Here is a 16059-nt window from a genome sequence, read left to right as displayed (position 1 = left end):
CCCTTTCAGATGCTGTTGAAAAGACTGGCCCGGATGCGTGCAAACAACGAATCCACACCGTGAAAGCCGAGATACTCGGCCAGCGCCAGCACCGACACCAGCAGGAGGATCACCGCCGTGATGCCCATGGCCCACGCGCGCCGCCGCAGCAGCGCCGTGTCCCGCAGCGTCTCTATGCGCGGCAGTACGCCGAGCACCTGGCACCCGAGCGAGGTCAGGTCTTCCAGGGAGCGCACGCGGCGCACGGCGATATCGTGGGCGACGATGCTCCCGGCGGCCAGGGCCATGCCGAAGAAGATGGACCCGATCATGATCAGCGGCCGGTTGGGGAACTTGTGCACCAGCGGCAGAATGGCCGGCTCAATGATGCGGAAGCTGACGGCCTTGTCCTGCAACTCCATCTGTTTCGACACTTCGGACTGCCCGTAGCGCGCAACCAGTTGCTCGTAGATCAGCATCTCGTTCTGGCGGGTCTGTTCGAGAACCTTCAGTTCCGTCTGGACGGCCGGCAGTTCCTGCAGCAGCCGCTTGTCCTTTTCCAGCAATTCAAGCTGGGCGCGCTCCATTTCCGTAAGCGCGTCCAGTTCGACCTTGACCCGCTGGTATTCAAGGCTGGCCGTGCGCCCGCCACCCGATGGCGGCCCGACGCGCATGGCCTCTATCTCGTTGCGCGCCCGCACCATGTCAGGGTGGCGTTCCGTGTAGGTGCGCAACATGGCCCGATAGGTGGCCTCCTTCTCCGCCAGCTTCCCGCCGCCGGACGAGGAGTGCTCCATGATGTTCAACTGGGCGAGGCGCTCGTTCTTGCGGATGCGCGTTTCTCCAAGGCGGTGTTCCGTTTCCTTGATTTCCTCGCGCAGGATGTTCTCGTTGAGGCTGAGTATGAGCCCCTTGTCCGACTTGAATTCGTCTATGCCCTGCTGCGCCGTGTCGATGCGCTTCTGGAACACCGCTATCTGGTCGGACAGAAAGCGGGTGGCCTCGTACGATTCCTCGCGCTTGGAGGCCGTGCTTTCCTCGATGTAGCGCCGGGTCAGGGTGTTCACGAAGTCGCGCGCCCGCACGGGCGAGGAATTCACATAGTGGATGTAGAACAGCCCCTTTTTCTCGTCGTGCCCGATATCGACGTTGTTGCGGGTAGTCTCTATGAGCCGTTCCAGATCATCACCCTTGGCATCGAGGTCCATGTCCAGGTCCTGAATGACCTGGAGCAGCGTCCGACGGCTGAGCACCGAAACCTTGATGATGCGCATCTTGGCTTCAAGTGAAGGGGTGATGGCAATGCCCTTGACGAAGTCGCTGATGACGTTCTGCTCGATGGAGACGGTGGAGTTGGCCTGATACCTTTTGGGCAGCACATAGCTTGCGGCAACGCCAAGCAGGGTGACGACCACGGTGATGATGCAGAACGGCACGGCTCGTTCGCGCAGCAGGGCCAGGTGGCGCCGAATATCCGGCCCCTCTGCCGCAGGCGCACACGATCTCTCCTGGCGTTGCCCTTCCGGCGGCATGCTAGAAGAGCCCCTTTTTCGCGATGACATAGTCCCCCGGCATCAACAGCCTGTTCTCGCCAAGGTCGCCCTTGTCGATAAGGTCGCCCGCACGCACGCGCATGACCTGCCGCTGCCCTTTCGTGTCGCGGACAATCTCTGTCTGGTTGCGATCGGCAAACCGGGTGAAGCCACCCGCGGCAAGCACTGCCTCAAGCATGGTCATGCCTTCGTGGTGGGGGATGGCCATCGGTTTTTCGACAGCCCCTATGACGTAGACATTCCACTTTTCCCGAAAGGGCACGAAGATCCGGTCGCCCCCCATCAGGTTCATGTCGGCGGCGGTTGCCCCGCGCTCGTAGAGATCACGGAATCCGGTCATCATCACGGTGCCGTTGCGTGTAAGCGTGGCGGCATCGAGATCCGCCGTGCTTTCGGGCGCGATGCGCGTCAGCAACTGCAACAACGTTGTCCGCCCCTCAAGCGGCACGACCCCCGGCTTGACACCCGCTCCGTGCACCACCACGGCATTGTTGTGCGAGGTGCTGACGGATACGGTCACCATGGGATCACGGACAATTGTGCCGAGTGTTTCTGCAATTCTTTCCTGCAGCTGCACCGTGGTATTTCCGGCAGCATCCACATCACCCACGCCGGGAAGCGTTATTTTTCCGTCAGGGCGTACATTTGTCTGCACATCAAGTTCTTTCTCACCCCACACATGCACATGCAGGACATCACCTATATCTATAATGTAGTCGGCACACATGCCAAAACTTGCCGTACATGCGACAGTCAACGCCATTAAAATAATGCGCAGCGCTTTCATGTCATCTCGCTCCGTAACCTAGAAGTATGACGCCAAGTGTCCTGAAAAGTATCTCCACATCCAATTTCCATGAACCGTTCTTGATGTAGTAGAGGTCGTACCGCAGCTTTTCCAACGCATCCTCCCTGCTCGCGCCGTAGGGGTACCGGACCTGCGCCCAGCCGGTGAGGCCCGGCTTTACCGCGTGCCGCTCCGAATAAAACGGAATGTCGCGGCTCAGGCCTTCCACGAATTCGGGACGCTCCGGACGTGGACCGATGAAGCTCATGTCGCCCCGCAGCACATTGGCGAGTTGCGCAAGCTCGTCGATGCGGAACCGGCGCAGCATGGCCCCCAGCGGTGTCACACGGCTGTCGCCTATGCGTGCCCACACGGGGCCGGTGTCCCTTTCCGCCCCGTCACGCATGGTCCGAAACTTGAAAATGACGAATTCACGGCCTCCTCGCCCTACCCGCACCTGCCGGAAAAACACCGGTCCCGCGGACTCGAGCCTGACCGCCAGCGCCACCAGCGGCAGGAACGGCCCGACGACGGCAAGCGCCAGCAGCGCCAGCACGATATCCGCCAGACGCTTCATGGCGTTGCGCCACCGCGAGATGCGAAACCCCGGCGCGAAAATGAGCCAGCTCGGCGTCATGTTCTCTATGTACAGCTTGCGGGTCACGCGTTCGTAGAAACTGGAGGAATCCAACACCTCGACCCCCGCCATGCGGCAGCGCAGCACGGCATCGACGGGAAAGGTGCCGCGCCGTTCGGCAAGACAGACGACAATGATCCGCACCTTTTCGCGCCGGACGACGGCGACAAGCCCGTCACCCGCAAGAGCCGCACGCATCGCGGCATCTAGCGCGGCAGCGGGGTCCACCGGCCCGCAGCGGCCCGCCCAGGCCCCGGCGCGCTCTTCACTGGCGCAGGGAATGACCCCCTTGAGCCGGTAGCGGCCATCGGTTGACGCCACCAGTTGACGCATGGCGCGCAGGCCCTCGCCGCTGCCGAGCACCAGCACCCCGGGTGCCAGCGACGGAAAAAACCGCCAATAGCCAGAAAGCACGATGCAGGCGCCACGCAACAGGGCAAACCAGACCAGCACGGCAAGCCCTTGCGTTTCGTGCCGGAACAGCACCCCCTGCCCCACGTTCAGCGCATACAGCACTACGGATGCTGCAAGCACGGCTGCGGCGGTCCGGAAAAGACCAGCCTCACGCGCTGCGGGCGGGTCCAGCCTCTCCACGCCATGGACGCACAGCAGCACCACCGCCGCCAGTACCAGCATGTCCGGCGCGGGGGGGATGCCCCTGATGCCGAAGCTGGCAAAGGCAGGCACAAGGCCAAAACCCAGCGCCAGCAGCAGCCAGACCGAATCGCGCAGCAGCCGCATGACCGGAGCATCAAGCATGCGTCTTCACCTCCGCCATGCTAGTTACCTGCCTTGCCAAGCAGTTCACGCGCCTTGCCCGCCTCGGGAAAATCCGTTGCCGTAAGCGCCACGCGGGCATGCTCCGCAGCCTGTTCCTTGCGTCCGGCCTTGAAGTGCGACTCGGCAAGGCGGTAGCGCAGCGTCGGGTTTTCGGGCCACAGGGCCACGGCCCGCGTGAATGCGCGCGAGGCATCGTCCGCCCTGTCGTTGAGCATGAGGCAGGTGCCCAGCGTATCCAGCACGTCCACGCTGTCGGGCGAACGCATGTACGCCTGGAGTGACAGCTGCAATGCCCGTCGCTGCTCGCCGTTCTTGCGCGAATAGGCCATGGCGAGGTTGTTCAGCGCCACGACATTGTCCGGTTGCAGCGATACGACGCTGCTGTACAATTCAATGGCCGGGGCCAACTCGTTGCGGCGCATGTGCAGCCCTGCAAGGGCCATCATGGCGGGGCTGTCGCCCTTCAGTTTCAGGGCCTTGCGGTAGTATGTCTCTGCCTTCACGGGATCGCCGTCGCGTTCGCTCATGCCACCCATGGCGACAAGCAGATCCGGTGACGGCACATGGTTATAGGCGGCATCCAGCTCGCGCAGCCCATCCTTCCGCTTGCCCATGCTTTCGAAGGCCGTGGCCACCAGTATGGCTCCGAGGGGCGACGCAGGTTCGCGCTGCATCATCTTGCGGCCCACGGCCACTGCATCCTCATTCTTGCCGAGCGACATCAGCAGGCGGTATCTGCCGATGGCTGCCTCGTGTGGCCTGGTGATTTCAAGTGCGTCGTACAGCGCAATGGCCTTGTCTGGCTGGCTGGAGCGCACGTACAGCACGGCCAACGCCTCTCGCAGCGACTCCATGTCATGAACCGCAAGCGCCGCTTCAAGCAGTTTCCTGCTCTTTTCCGGTCGCCCGGCAGCCGCCTCTCGGGTGGCCGCCAGCAGCACCACCCGGGGGTTCTTGCCAAGCAGCGCCCGCGCGTAGCGCGCATCGGCCTCCTCTGTACGGCCAAGCAGGTCCAGCAGCGCGCCAGAAGCCACAAGAAAACCTTGTGCATCAGGAGCATAGGCAAGATAGGCATCACATTCCGCCAGCGCCTGCCCGTTTCTGCCCGCAGCCGCGTGCAGGCGCGCGCCGAGCATGTAGGCCTCGGCAAAGCCAGGATCTGCGACATGCGCCTTGGCGATGGCATCCAGGGCCTTGGCGTCGTCCTTCTCGCGCGCATGAAGCGGCACCAGCATGCTGTAAAGCACCGCGTCCTGCGGGGTGCCGTTCAGGCCTTCACGCACCACAACCTCGGCCTTGGCGAGATCGCCACGGGCCAGATAGAAGCTGTAGATGGCATTGCGCGCCGCCAAACTGGCCGGGGCGACAACCACCGCCATTTTCAGGTCCTCCAGCGCCTCATCCATGCGGCCTACGGACTGCCGCAACGCACTGATCTGCAATAATGCACCGATCTGTCCGGAATCGATGGCCAGGCTTGCCTCGAACTCCTTTTCGGCCCCAGAGGTGTCGCCTTCGGCCAGGTATGCGTTGGCGAGCAGCAAATGGGCCGCCGCATCGCCGGGATGGTCGGCAAGCAGACGTCTGGCTTCCTCGATAGCCTCGCCGGTGCGCTTCTGCCGCAACAGGGTCGTGGCCACCATGCGGCGTGCGGCAGAATGGCGGGGCGCTACATCCAGAATCCTCTGAAACTGGCTGAGGGCGATTTCCAGATCACCTTTGGCGTACAGGGCGACTCCCAGCTTGAAGTAGCCGTCAACGCTTGGCCGCAAGGCCACGCTACGCTGAAACAGCGTCACCGCTTCGGCGTAGTCGTGCTCCTGTGAAGCCAGCATGCCCCCCAACAGGAAAGCGAGCGAACTGTCCTTGAAATCCAGGCGCATGGCGTCCAGGGCGGCGCGCGCTTCCTCCACCTTGCCCGTCTGCAGCAGCAAGGCGCCCACCATGTAACGGGAATATTCTTCGTGCGGATACTGCGCGGTCACCTGCCGGAAGGTGGCAAGCGCCTGCTCCATGTCGCCCTGCTGCATGAACAGGTCGGCCTTTTGCTTCAGCGCTTCGATGCTGGTGGGAGCAACTTCCACGGCCTTGTCGGTAACCGCCCGTGCCGCCGCAAGATCGCCGCGGGCCTGGTGCAGCCTGGCAAGAACAAGCCGGGACGAGACACGCGAAGGATCAAGCTCGATGGATTGTTCCAGTGCATGCCGGGCCTCATCGCTGTGCTTCTGCTGATACAGGGCAACCCCCGTGAATTCGCGCGATGCGGCGGTAGCGCCCACGGACGACTCGAACTGCGCCAGATGCGTCTGGGCAGCATCCGGATTGCTGCGTTTCACATACAGCTCACCCAGAGCAAGGTTGAGTCCCGGATCACCGGGTTGCTGACGGTAGCACTTCTGCAGTTCCACCTCCGCAAGATTGAACTTGCCAAGCTTGAGATATGCTTTCCCAAGTTCCAGATGCATCCCGTAATCACCCGGATTATTTTCCAGGGCATTTTTGAAAAAGACGACCGCTCCGCCGGGGTTGCCCTGTTCCATGAGCTTACGTCCCTCTGTGAGAAAATCGTCGCTACGATCGGAACCGCAGCCACACAACAACGCGGAGAGCATCAGACAACACATTGCGATATCTCTGCTGATCTTCACTGAATCCTCCTCGCTGACTCACAAAAGAACGGGCGCGCTATTCACGGCGATCATAAAGAGCCAAAAGCATGCCAAGAGCCGCGTGCCCGTCGGAAGGAGAGAACTCCACGCCCCGCCTGAGCCTCACGCCTTCAGGCCAACCGCATGATCGGCCCATCCGTATTGAAAAACTGGAATGCCGTTGTTTTCGAAGGGGCCGTATGAACAAGCCGGACACTTTGTATTGCAAAGCTGGACGGCCATGTCCCGACGGCGAACATGCATCGAGGGGGGCCCAGGAATGGGCGCGAAAGAGGATAAAGACGAGATAGATGACCGGGGCCAGGCGCGGGGTATCCGCCTTACCCACAGCACGCGGGGAATTGGAGGCGGCGCGACCAACCGATTGGCCGGAAGAATAAGGGGGGAGGCTCAGGGAATGGCAGAAGAAGAAGCGCGGGCAAACCTGCCGGACAGGCTTGCCCGCCAGACGGATGGCACGGAGGGCTGGGGAGCACGACAGGAGAGATTGCTAGGGACGACACTTCCGCAGCGTCACGCGGCGCCACAGTGCCCACAACAACCAATGCAGCATCCCACGAAATGAAACGGCAGCCCCGGCAGGCACAGGGCGTACAGAAAATCGGTGGCGATGAACACAGGGGAGCACGCGCCGGTGCTCACTGCGACTGTTTACCGGGGCCAGCGTCCACATGCCTGCCATGGCATGCGCCGGAACGCCGAGTGTCGGGCGTACCCGAACAGCGAACGGCGCATGGCCCTTGCAATGCCAAAGTACGCGGCTTCAGACGGGCACGCCTGTCGGGAAACCCGACATCTGTAAAGACGATCGACATGTATCTAGTCGCGATACCTTCTGGCATGACGATGTCAGCAAAAACCGGACTACATGCCGCAATGTTACTTCGTCTGGCAATACAAACTCTGCACCCACCACCATTACCCCTGAAATTTCAACATAACGAACGTCGCATTTGAATATTAACACCTCACATCCACTTGGAAATTTCAATACAACATCAATGTTTCTTATGTGTTCCATTCCTGAATGTTCATCAATGCTTTTGGAATGAACTTCAAGACGCATTCCGCACAACGATATATTTTTAACTATCGCTGCTGTATAGAAAATGTCATTATACCCTTTTTCTATTCTTACTACAGAATCTATCGATACTCCTTTTCTAAGCGTTTTCCTCTTCTCATGTTGGCTGCAAATCCATTCGCACCTATCAATAGAAGAATAGCGAATGCCAACATCTTTTACGACATGCTTCGTATTATATTTTGCATATTGAGATACTCCCAACAGTTGCACACGCATGAATTCACCAATGTGTAGCTTCATAACAGTAGCACCCTCATTCACAAGTAAATACACTTTGCCTGCATGCGCTGCAGGGTGAAAACTCAACATCTGCCCAGCGCCGGACACGCACGCATCCAAGCTTGCATCAAAAGGATACACGGCACGACATGCCACATTCGTGCCATAATTTTAATCTTACAATTTAGCATGTTATACATCCAAGCCTTATCGGACATCCAACATTTGTCGAAAAAACTCTCACAACCGTCCCGCTGGCACGAAACTGGCTTTCTCTCACCCACGGCAAGCGCGACCCGCAACTGCCATCCAACCATCGAGACAGCCATGCCCGCCTCCATCGACAAGCGCAGAACCATACGCATACGACGTTCGTCACTGCTGGACTGCAACCTTGAGGGCCTGGACAAGCCAGCCATCAAGACCGCTGAAACCCTCGACGAGTACACACGTGCGTTTCGCCTGGTATACGACGAATACTTGCAATCGAACTACACGCACCCGCACCATTCGTGCATGCACTACAATATTTGGAGCATGCTCCCCAAGACATCTGTATTCATCTTCAAAAGCGCCCAGGACGTTGTCTGCACCCTGACACATATCGTCGACTCAGAAGCATTCGGACTGCCTATGGACTCCATATACAAACCAGAAATAGACACTCTGCGCGCGCAAGGACGTAAAATCATCGAAGTCGGATCCCTTGTCACACAACGCATGCGAAGATGGTCGAACATGCTTATGTATCTAGCAAAAGCAATGTTTCAATATTCCATGATTATAAACGCAAACGACATTGTTATTACCGTAAACCCCAAACATGTCAGATTTTACAAAGATATTTTCTTGTTCAAGGAATTCGGAGAAACACGACACTACGACTATGTCAACGCACCAGCAGTTGCACTGCGCATTAATCTTGACGAAGCAGTTGATGAATTAAAGCAGAAATATTCGACAGATGGTGACTTCGAAACATCAAATCTCTATTCTTTCTTCGTCCGCATGAATAACACGGACAACGTCGTGGCACGGGTACAGGAAGGGAATTCGGCACAAAAAAATCTCCCCCTTGATCCGCTCTGTGTCCATTACCTGCTGCAACAACGCCCAGAGCTGCTGGATTCTCTTGATGAGGGGCAACGCAACTACATGGAGTCCGTCTACCCTCAGGCACTATCCGAACACTTTTCCACGCCCCCGCCAGAGCCTGCCCGAAGCCATCAACTGGACATGCTGAAACTGGGAAACCGCGACAGCTACGCGGACACCGCGTTCTGCCGCAACCTGGGGCTTGTGAACTATGCGGAACAGCGGCGCCTGCTTCGGGCTCGCGTAGCCATCGCCGGGCTTGGAGGGGTGGGTGGCTCGCACCTCATGACGCTGGTCCGCACTGGCATCGGAAATTTCAATCTTGCGGAATTCGACGCGTTCTCTCCGGTAAACGTCAACAGGCAGTACGGAGCCGACAGTGCCAGCTTCGGACGGAGCAAGCTGGACGTCATGGTCGAGCACGGCCTCGGCGTCAACCCGTTCCTCGACATCCGCACCTTTCCGGAGGGCATCACTCCGGACAACCTGGACACTTTTCTCAAAGACGTGGATATCGTTGTCGACGGCCTGGATTTCTTCGAGTTGAATACCCGCCGCAAGATGTTCAACCGAGCACTCGAACTTGGCATACCAGTGATCACTGCCGCTCCGCTTGGGCATTCCTGCGCCCTGCTGGCGTTCATGCCGGGCGGCATGAACTTCGACGAATATTTCGACATAACGGATGAAACCGACAGCACGGAAGCGTATTTGCGCTTTGGCATGGGGCTTGCCCCTCGCCCGACGCAACTCGGATACATGGACAGGCGCTTCGTCAGCCTGCCAGACCGCAGAGGCCCTTCGCTGGACATCGCCTGCCACATCTGCGCAGGCATGGCCGCGACAGAGGCCATGCGCATCCTGCTGGGCAGGAAGGGCCTGTCAGCCGCACCAGGCTTCCGACAATTCGACCCGTACACGCGCACGTTCCGGCAAGGCAGGCTTACGCACGGACTGCGTTCGCCGTGGCAGCGCCTGAAGCTGAAGGTGGCGCGGACACTATTCCTGGAGCCCCAGCCGGTCGGGGCCGTTCCCCCCTCGCACCCTGGGGTTGCCGCCATCCAGCAGCCCGTATCGCACGAAGCACTGACCTACATGGCGCGCGCAGCAGGCCAGGCCCCTTCGGGCGACAACGTGCAGCCGTGGCGCATCCACATGCACGAGGCCGACCTGCACATCTACGCCGCACGCGCAGAGGACACGTCGTTCTTCAACTACAGACAGGTGGCAACGCTTCTGGCTTGCGGGGCGGCCGTGCAGAATGCCGTGTATGCTGCGGGCAGCCTTGGCCTTGACACGACCCCCGACATTTTTCCGGACGAAGGCGACAACGACCTTGTCGCCACGCTGCACTGCACCCCCCTGGGGGGAGCCTTTCACGAGATCATGGATGCCGCGCTCTGGCGCCGTCATACCAATCGCCGCATGTATGCCACCCGCCCCGTGCCGGAAGAGGTGCGGGAACGGCTGGACCACATGGCTGGCGAAAACCGGGACGCCGCCCTTGCATGGACCACGGACCGCAGGCAACTGCGCCGACTGGCCCACGCCGTGTATCTGGCCGACAGGGTGCGCGTCGAACGGCGCGACATGCACGAGCACCTGATGCGGTTCATCCGCTTCGCCCCGAAAACCGGCCCTTACGGCGACGGCCTGCCGTTGCGCAATCTGCATGCCGGGTTTGCAGGCGAGGCATACCTGCGCCTGATCAGGCCGTGGGCCGTCATGCACGTCGCCAACATGACGGGACTCGGCAGGCTGATGCCGTTGCACAGCGCGCGCGGCGTGCTGCAAAGCGGCGGAGTCGCATTGCTGCTGGCCCACGGAACCGATGACCCCGCATGGCTGCGGGCGGGCATGGCGTGGCAACGCGTGTGGTGCGGCCTTGAGCACATGGGCTACGCCATGCAGCCCCTGGCAGCGCTGCCCCTGCTCAACCTGCGGCTGCTGCTGGGCGAACGGGAGACCCTTTCACCAACCCATGCCGCGTTGCTGGATAAGGCATGGGGCATTGTCCGCTCCGCCCTGCCCCACCCAGATGGCATGACACCGCTCATGCTGTTCCGCGTGGGGCTTGCCCGGCCCATCCGGAACAGGACATTCCGCCATCCCCTCGCCCGCATCATGCGGGCCTGACGCACCCAGCCCCCGCGTTCCCCGCGTGTCGCCCTTCTCCTGCGCCTTGCCGATTTCCGACACCTGTCGGTAAAAGCGACACATGCCCGACAGCCGCATTCCACTCCCCTTGGCGGCCACGCAGGGCCAATGGCTCGCACAACCTTCGCACCTGTCGGACACTTTAACACTTCCGCAATGTGACCTGCCTTGAAAGCTGCAATAATACACCGGCAACAAACGCAAGTACCGTCTTGGAATGCCCCTTGCTTATACAGGGCATTCCCCGTGTCCGGGGATATTTCATCTACGAGAAGGAGCAGCATGATGAAGAGCAGGCTCATACCCCTTTGCGGTGCGTTCATATTGACGGCCCTGATGGTCGTAAGCGCCTCGGCAAGCCCCATCACGTCGTGGGACTACACGGTCGACGGCGCATTCGTCAGTTGGCAGACAACCGTCGGCACGTCGGGCGACTACGACAATCCGACCCAGGGCATCACCGGCACCGGCGCCAAGCTGCTCACGTACAGCTTCGACCAGGGCATCCCGGTGGACCCGCCCGCAACCGTCGAAGGATACAGCAGCCTTTCATGGGGCAACTACATCTGGTCCGGCCCGGGTCCGGTCTACTCGCTGTCCCCCAACGCCCCGGTCAGCTCCATCGGCATTATCGCCACGTCCGGCACCCTGATCACTGATGGCCCCAACGAACTCGGCATGCAGTTGACCCATGACAACAACGTCATCACCGGCGGCTCCATCCAACTCGAATCGGGCATCCTGCGCGCCATTCTGACCCTGACGCCCGAGGGTGGCGTCACGTTGCCGGTATTCTCCACCCTGCTCGAATTCGCCTTCTTCGAGACCACCAACGGCGATGCGGCCACCGAAGACGACGTCTTCGTACTGCTGAACCCAGAAGCGACCACCGAAACGTTCCATTACGAAGGAATCGACTACGTGTTCAGCTTCGAAAACTCCTTCAGCCTGATCCCCGAAGTCTACCGCGTCTTGCTCGGGCTGCCGGAAGGCGCAGTGGGCTGGATCACCGAGGAAGGCCTGTTCAACATCCAGGATACCTTCGTCTCCATCACGGCCCTGCCTACCCCGGAACCGACCTCGGTCATCCTGATGGGCCTTGGCCTGATCGGCCTTGCCGGCCTGGCCCGGCGCCGCGCCAGACTGTAGCCACTTCATCTCCAGCATGCGGGAGCAGGGCCGAAACAGGCCCTGCTCCTTTCATTGCGGCTCCCGGCATTCCAGCACTCCCCATCCGCCGTCCGGATAACCGTGCGCACGGCCACCGTGGGGACCGCCCCTGCTGGTCCGCGCGGACATACAAACGAAGCAGGGCAGGGGTGCATGCATCCCTGCCCTGCTTCGACATTACTTCCACCCCTGCCGGAAAAACCGGAACTCCCGGGCGTCCCGGCACCACACTACATGAACGTCCATGCTCCGGTCAGCAGCACCCACAGCCCCAGCAACGAGTTGGTCACGGCATGCGACAGCACGCACTGCGCCACGCTGCCGGTGCGGTACAACACGACGTTGTAGGCAACCCCTGCCAGCATACCCGCCACCACAAGGTGATGCTCCAGGCCGAAAAGTACCGCCACGATCACGAACGACAACGCATGGAGCCGCCCAGGGCGGATATCACGAAAATCGCCACCCTGCAGGTAGCGGATAAGAAAGGAACGCCAGAACAGTTCCTCCGCCAGCGGCACCAGCACCCCACCGCCGAACAGACGCATGCCGATCATCGCCGTGCGCGCCTTCTCTCCCAACGCATCGGGGTCGAACGGTTCCGGCGTGCCCAGGCGTGCCCACGGAACGTCGAGGTACCTCCATGCCACGAACACGATAACGCCGACCGCCACGGCGAACACCGTGTCCGGCAGGCGTGCAAGGTCCGCCACGCGCAACTCGCCGCACCGGGGCAGGCATACCCACAGGGCCACGGCAACGCAGACGGCCTTCACCGGGTACAGCAGGCTTGACGCACCTGCCACCGGCAGGCCCAGCAGCCCGGCGACCTCCGTCACGAAGACAAAACCCATGTACGCGAGATACGGAACTATCCTGGGCAGCATGGCAGAAAGCGGCGCGGAAGGCACACGATGTGTCATGGCGCGGGTTTCCTTTCCGCATGCCGAATCCGGGCAGATAAGCGGGAAATCATTCGGGCAGGGGCACGGCGCTGGCGTCGATGTGGGCGTCCATGCGTAACCCGCTCAACAGGGGGCCGGGGGCGTCCAGCGTCACCAGCACTTCAAGCACGCTGCGGTCCACCGGCTCTGCCGGATTGCCGGTACGAAGGCGTTTGGGGGTAAGGCTGAGCACGATACGCGTCACCTTGCCCTGGAAACGCGACGAACCGAAGGCATCGGCCATGACATAGGCGGACTGGCCGAGCAGCACGCGCCCGATGTCCCGTTCATCCACCTCAACGCGCACGTTGAGCGATGATACGTCGCCGATGCTGATGACGGGGGCGGGCGCGAAGATGGAAAACACCTCGCCCGGCTCGCCATGCACACGCAACACCCTGCCCGCCACCGGGGCGCGCAGCACGGTCTTGCGCAACACGGCCTCTGCCACGCGCACGTTCGCATTGGCCGCCGCCAATTGCTGCTCGGCCTTGATGATGTCTTCGCGGCGGAACATATCCGCCACAAGGGAATACTGCTGCAAGGCCTCTTCATGCTGCTCCTGCGCCACGCGCAGGTCGAGCCAGGCGCGCTCCCCCTCTTCTGCGGAAATGGTTCGCTGGCGGACCAGACGCCTGCGTCGTTCCGCCTCGTGCTGCATCTGCTCCATGACCGCGCGCGTGCGCCGCACCCGGGCCAGCGCCTCGCTCTTTTCGGAAGGCCGCGCACCTGTGGTCACCTTCTCGTACTCGGCAAGCGCCACCAGTGCCTGTGCCCGTGCCGCGTCCAACTGGCCCAGTTCCGCTTCATGGCGCAGCCGCGCAAGGGGTTGCCCCTTGTCGACAACGGCGCCTTCGGCAACCATCACCTCTTCCACCACGCCGCTCATTTCAAAGCCGAGCACCAACTCCTTGGTCACCGGCTCCACCACGCCCGACGCAACGATCCAGCCTGCCGGGCGCCCTTCCACGCTGATCGCCGCTGCCGTGCCGGGCAGTGATTCCACCTGCGGCCCCTCCGCCGTCCGGGCGAAGGCGAACAGGATTCCCGCGGCGGCAATCACCAACACGATCAGCAGGGGGCGCTTCATGCGGTTACCTCTCCCACGGGCGAAATCCGCCCGTCTTCGATATGGACCACCCTGTCTGCATAGGGCGTGATGCGATCGTCGTGGGTAACGACGATGACGGCTCGGCCCCGTGCGTGGGCAAGATCGCGCAGAAGTGCCATGATCATGAGGCCGTTCACCGAATCCAGTGCTGCCGTGGGTTCGTCGGCCAGTAACACCAGCGGGTCGCCCGCCAGCGCACGGGCCACGGCAAGGCGCTGCTTCTGCCCGCCGCTGAGCCGGGCAGGGCTTTCGTGCAGCTTTGCGCCAAGCCCCACCTCGCGCAGGGTATCGGCAGCCAGCTTTCGCGCCTGTTCACGGGGCACACCGCGCAGGTCGAGCGCCACCTGCACGTTCTGCACGCATGAAAGGGTGGTAAAAAGGTTGTATTCCTGAAAGATGAAGCCGAAGTAACGCAATCGCAAGCGGGAACGTTCACGCGGGGAGAGACCCGTCATCGGGTGGCCGTCGATGTACAGTTCGCCTTGCGTGGGTGAAAGGATGCCACCCATGATGGAAAGCAGCGTGGTTTTGCCGCTGCCAGACGGCCCGCGCAGCATCAGCACCTCGCCCGCGCTCACCGAAAGGCAGACGCCGCGCAGTGCGTGCTGCACGCTGTCGCCACTGCCGAACACCATGCCGATGTCGCGGGCCTCGAGAATGGACGCCGCCATCAACGCCCCCTGAAGACCACGGCAGGGTCGATATGCAGCACCTTGCGGATGGAAATGAACGAAGCGCCGACACACATGGCCAGCGTCAGCGCGAACATGCCCGCAGCCGTCTGCCACGGCAGCACGATGGCTGTTTCGCCGTAACGGCGCAGGTAGGCGACCGCGTAACACACGCACATGCCCGTGCCGTACCCGAGCACGGCGCTGATCAGCGCCTGCGCCAACAGGATGCGCAGAATATACCCGTCCGGCGCCCCCATGGCCTTCAACGTGGCAAATTCCGGCAGGTGATCCATGGTGGTGGCGTACAGCGTCTGGGCGACGACGACCATGCCCACCACAAGCCCCAGCACCGCCGCCAACACAAGCGCCCCCCCGGCACCCGTGCTCAGCATCCAGTATTCTCTGGTCTTGCGGCTGAATTCGCTGGTGGTGAACACGTCCACGTCAGGCACCTGCGCAGCGATACGGTCACGCAACGCCTGAGCGGCAAGGCCGGGTACCGCAGTGGCCAGCACGTAGGTGACCTGCCCCTGGGCGAAGCGTGAATACAAATGGCTGTTTCGGTAATCCGTGAACACATACGGCGACGTTGTGAACGAACGTATACCAAGCGTAAATCCCATCACCCGCGCACGGCTCGATACAATCTCTACCTCTTCTCCAAAATTCCGCACTCCCAATTTATCCATGTAAAGGGCGTCCATGATCACAGCGCCGTCCGCGTCAAGCATGTCCACCCCACCTCGGACCATGTTCCATGGACCACCAAGGCCTTTCCTGCTGTCGAAGGCCACAATTTCTATGGATTCCTGCCCCCCACCAAACTTTTTCCAAAACGAAAAATCTACAACCATGCGGCCAGCATCCGCAACACCCGGTACGGACAGCACCTGCTGCACACGGCTTTCCGGCATGGGCATGGCGATATCGAACGTCTTCACGCCGCGAGATGTCACCCACACGTCGGCCCTGCTGTTGTCCACAACACCGGATATGGTAGTGATGAATCCGAGAAACAGCCCGCTCTGAATGGCGACAAGCACCACCGCGAACACGATGCCGGTCAGCGTCACCGCCAGTCGTACGCGATCGTGAAACAGGTTGCGGCAGGCGATTTCGATGATCATCGGATGGGTTCCGTTTCGCGCCCCCGCACTGGTCGGCACGCACACCTGCGGCCAGGTGGACAGCTGACGG

General features: G+C 61.2%; 11 protein-coding genes. 2 read left to right on the top strand and 9 right to left on the bottom strand.

The genetic code is table 11. From position 1 onward, the window contains the following. Positions 1–5: 5 nt before the first annotated feature. The 5 genes from ABWO17_RS09245 to ABWO17_RS09225 all read right to left on the bottom strand — a co-directional run bounded on the left by ABWO17_RS09245 (position 6) and on the right by ABWO17_RS09225 (position 7852). On the bottom strand, positions 6–1511 hold the full coding sequence (locus tag ABWO17_RS09245) for an XrtA system polysaccharide chain length determinant (protein ID WP_353117818.1): 1506 nt from the start codon (positions 1509–1511) through the stop codon (positions 6–8). A gap of 1 nt (position 1512) precedes the next feature. After that, positions 1513–2319: a polysaccharide biosynthesis/export family protein gene (locus tag ABWO17_RS09240; RefSeq protein WP_353117817.1), complete on the bottom strand. Its 807-nt coding sequence runs from the start codon at positions 2317–2319 to the stop codon at positions 1513–1515. A gap of 1 nt (position 2320) precedes the next feature. Next, complete coding sequence (locus ABWO17_RS09235) at positions 2321–3715, bottom strand: TIGR03013 family XrtA/PEP-CTERM system glycosyltransferase (protein WP_353117815.1); 1395 nt, start codon at positions 3713–3715, stop codon at positions 2321–2323. 20 nt (positions 3716–3735) lie between these two features. Next, positions 3736–6348, bottom strand: coding sequence for a tetratricopeptide repeat protein (locus ABWO17_RS09230; RefSeq protein ID WP_353118220.1), 2613 nt, complete (start codon positions 6346–6348; stop codon positions 3736–3738). 820 nt (positions 6349–7168) lie between these two features. Beyond that, positions 7169–7852, bottom strand: a complete 684-nt coding sequence (locus tag ABWO17_RS09225; RefSeq protein WP_353117813.1) for a PilZ domain-containing protein — start codon at positions 7850–7852, stop codon at positions 7169–7171. Positions 7853–7900: 48 nt separating this feature from the next. Here ABWO17_RS09225 and ABWO17_RS09220 point away from each other — a divergent pair, with 48 nt between their 5' ends. Next, positions 7901–10942 carry an N-acyl amino acid synthase FeeM domain-containing protein gene (locus tag ABWO17_RS09220; protein WP_353117811.1) on the top strand — a complete coding sequence of 1014 codons (3042 nt, stop codon included), beginning with the start codon at positions 7901–7903 and terminating at the stop codon, positions 10940–10942. Positions 10943–11248: 306 nt separating this feature from the next. Next, positions 11249–12112 carry a THxN family PEP-CTERM protein gene (locus ABWO17_RS09215; RefSeq protein WP_353117809.1) on the top strand — a complete coding sequence of 288 codons (864 nt, stop codon included), beginning with the start codon at positions 11249–11251 and terminating at the stop codon, positions 12110–12112. A 251-nt stretch (positions 12113–12363) separates the two neighbouring features. Here ABWO17_RS09215 and ABWO17_RS09210 read toward each other — a convergent pair whose 3' ends face one another. Genes ABWO17_RS09210 through ABWO17_RS09195 form a run of 4 tightly spaced genes read right to left on the bottom strand, consistent with a single transcriptional unit; the run spans position 12364 to position 15989 of the window. Continuing rightward, positions 12364–13056 carry a CAAX prenyl protease-related protein gene (locus ABWO17_RS09210; RefSeq protein ID WP_353117807.1) on the bottom strand — a complete coding sequence of 231 codons (693 nt, stop codon included), beginning with the start codon at positions 13054–13056 and terminating at the stop codon, positions 12364–12366. Positions 13057–13105: 49 nt separating this feature from the next. Beyond that, positions 13106–14167, bottom strand: a complete 1062-nt coding sequence (locus ABWO17_RS09205) for an HlyD family secretion protein (protein WP_353117805.1) — start codon at positions 14165–14167, stop codon at positions 13106–13108. After that, positions 14164–14859, bottom strand: coding sequence for an ABC transporter ATP-binding protein (locus ABWO17_RS09200; protein WP_353117803.1), 696 nt, complete (start codon positions 14857–14859; stop codon positions 14164–14166). Before ABWO17_RS09200 ends, ABWO17_RS09205 begins: the two co-directional genes overlap by 4 nt. Beyond that, positions 14859–15989, bottom strand: coding sequence for an FtsX-like permease family protein (locus tag ABWO17_RS09195; protein WP_353117801.1), 1131 nt, complete (start codon positions 15987–15989; stop codon positions 14859–14861). The genes ABWO17_RS09200 and ABWO17_RS09195 overlap by 1 nt, the downstream gene beginning before the upstream one ends. Between the last annotated feature and the right edge of the window lie 70 nt (positions 15990–16059).

It is taken from the genome of Nitratidesulfovibrio sp., assembly GCF_040373385.1.
Classification (GTDB): Bacteria; Desulfobacterota; Desulfovibrionia; order Desulfovibrionales; family Desulfovibrionaceae; genus Cupidesulfovibrio.
Note: the sequence above shows the minus strand (reverse complement) of the source record. Positions and strands in the feature narration are given on the sequence as shown.

What these genes read in the sequence shown, in the direction of transcription:
- ABWO17_RS09245 (WP_353117818.1), bottom strand. Translation starts at nt 1,511, where the DNA reads ATGCCGCCGGAAGGGCAACGCCAGGAGAGATCGTGTGCGCCTGCGGCA.
- ABWO17_RS09240 (WP_353117817.1), bottom strand. Translation starts at nt 2,319, where the DNA reads ATGAAAGCGCTGCGCATTATTTTAATGGCGTTGACTGTCGCATGTACG.
- ABWO17_RS09235 (WP_353117815.1), bottom strand. Translation starts at nt 3,715, where the DNA reads ATGCTTGATGCTCCGGTCATGCGGCTGCTGCGCGATTCGGTCTGGCTG.
- ABWO17_RS09230 (WP_353118220.1), bottom strand. Translation starts at nt 6,348, where the DNA reads ATGCTCTCCGCGTTGTTGTGTGGCTGCGGTTCCGATCGTAGCGACGAT.
- ABWO17_RS09220 (WP_353117811.1), top strand. Translation starts at nt 7,901, where the DNA reads ATGTTATACATCCAAGCCTTATCGGACATCCAACATTTGTCGAAAAAA.
- ABWO17_RS09215 (WP_353117809.1), top strand. Translation starts at nt 11,249, where the DNA reads ATGAAGAGCAGGCTCATACCCCTTTGCGGTGCGTTCATATTGACGGCC.
- ABWO17_RS09210 (WP_353117807.1), bottom strand. Translation starts at nt 13,056, where the DNA reads ATGACACATCGTGTGCCTTCCGCGCCGCTTTCTGCCATGCTGCCCAGG.
- ABWO17_RS09205 (WP_353117805.1), bottom strand. Translation starts at nt 14,167, where the DNA reads ATGAAGCGCCCCCTGCTGATCGTGTTGGTGATTGCCGCCGCGGGAATC.
- ABWO17_RS09200 (WP_353117803.1), bottom strand. Translation starts at nt 14,859, where the DNA reads ATGGCGGCGTCCATTCTCGAGGCCCGCGACATCGGCATGGTGTTCGGC.
- ABWO17_RS09195 (WP_353117801.1), bottom strand. Translation starts at nt 15,989, where the DNA reads ATGATCATCGAAATCGCCTGCCGCAACCTGTTTCACGATCGCGTACGA.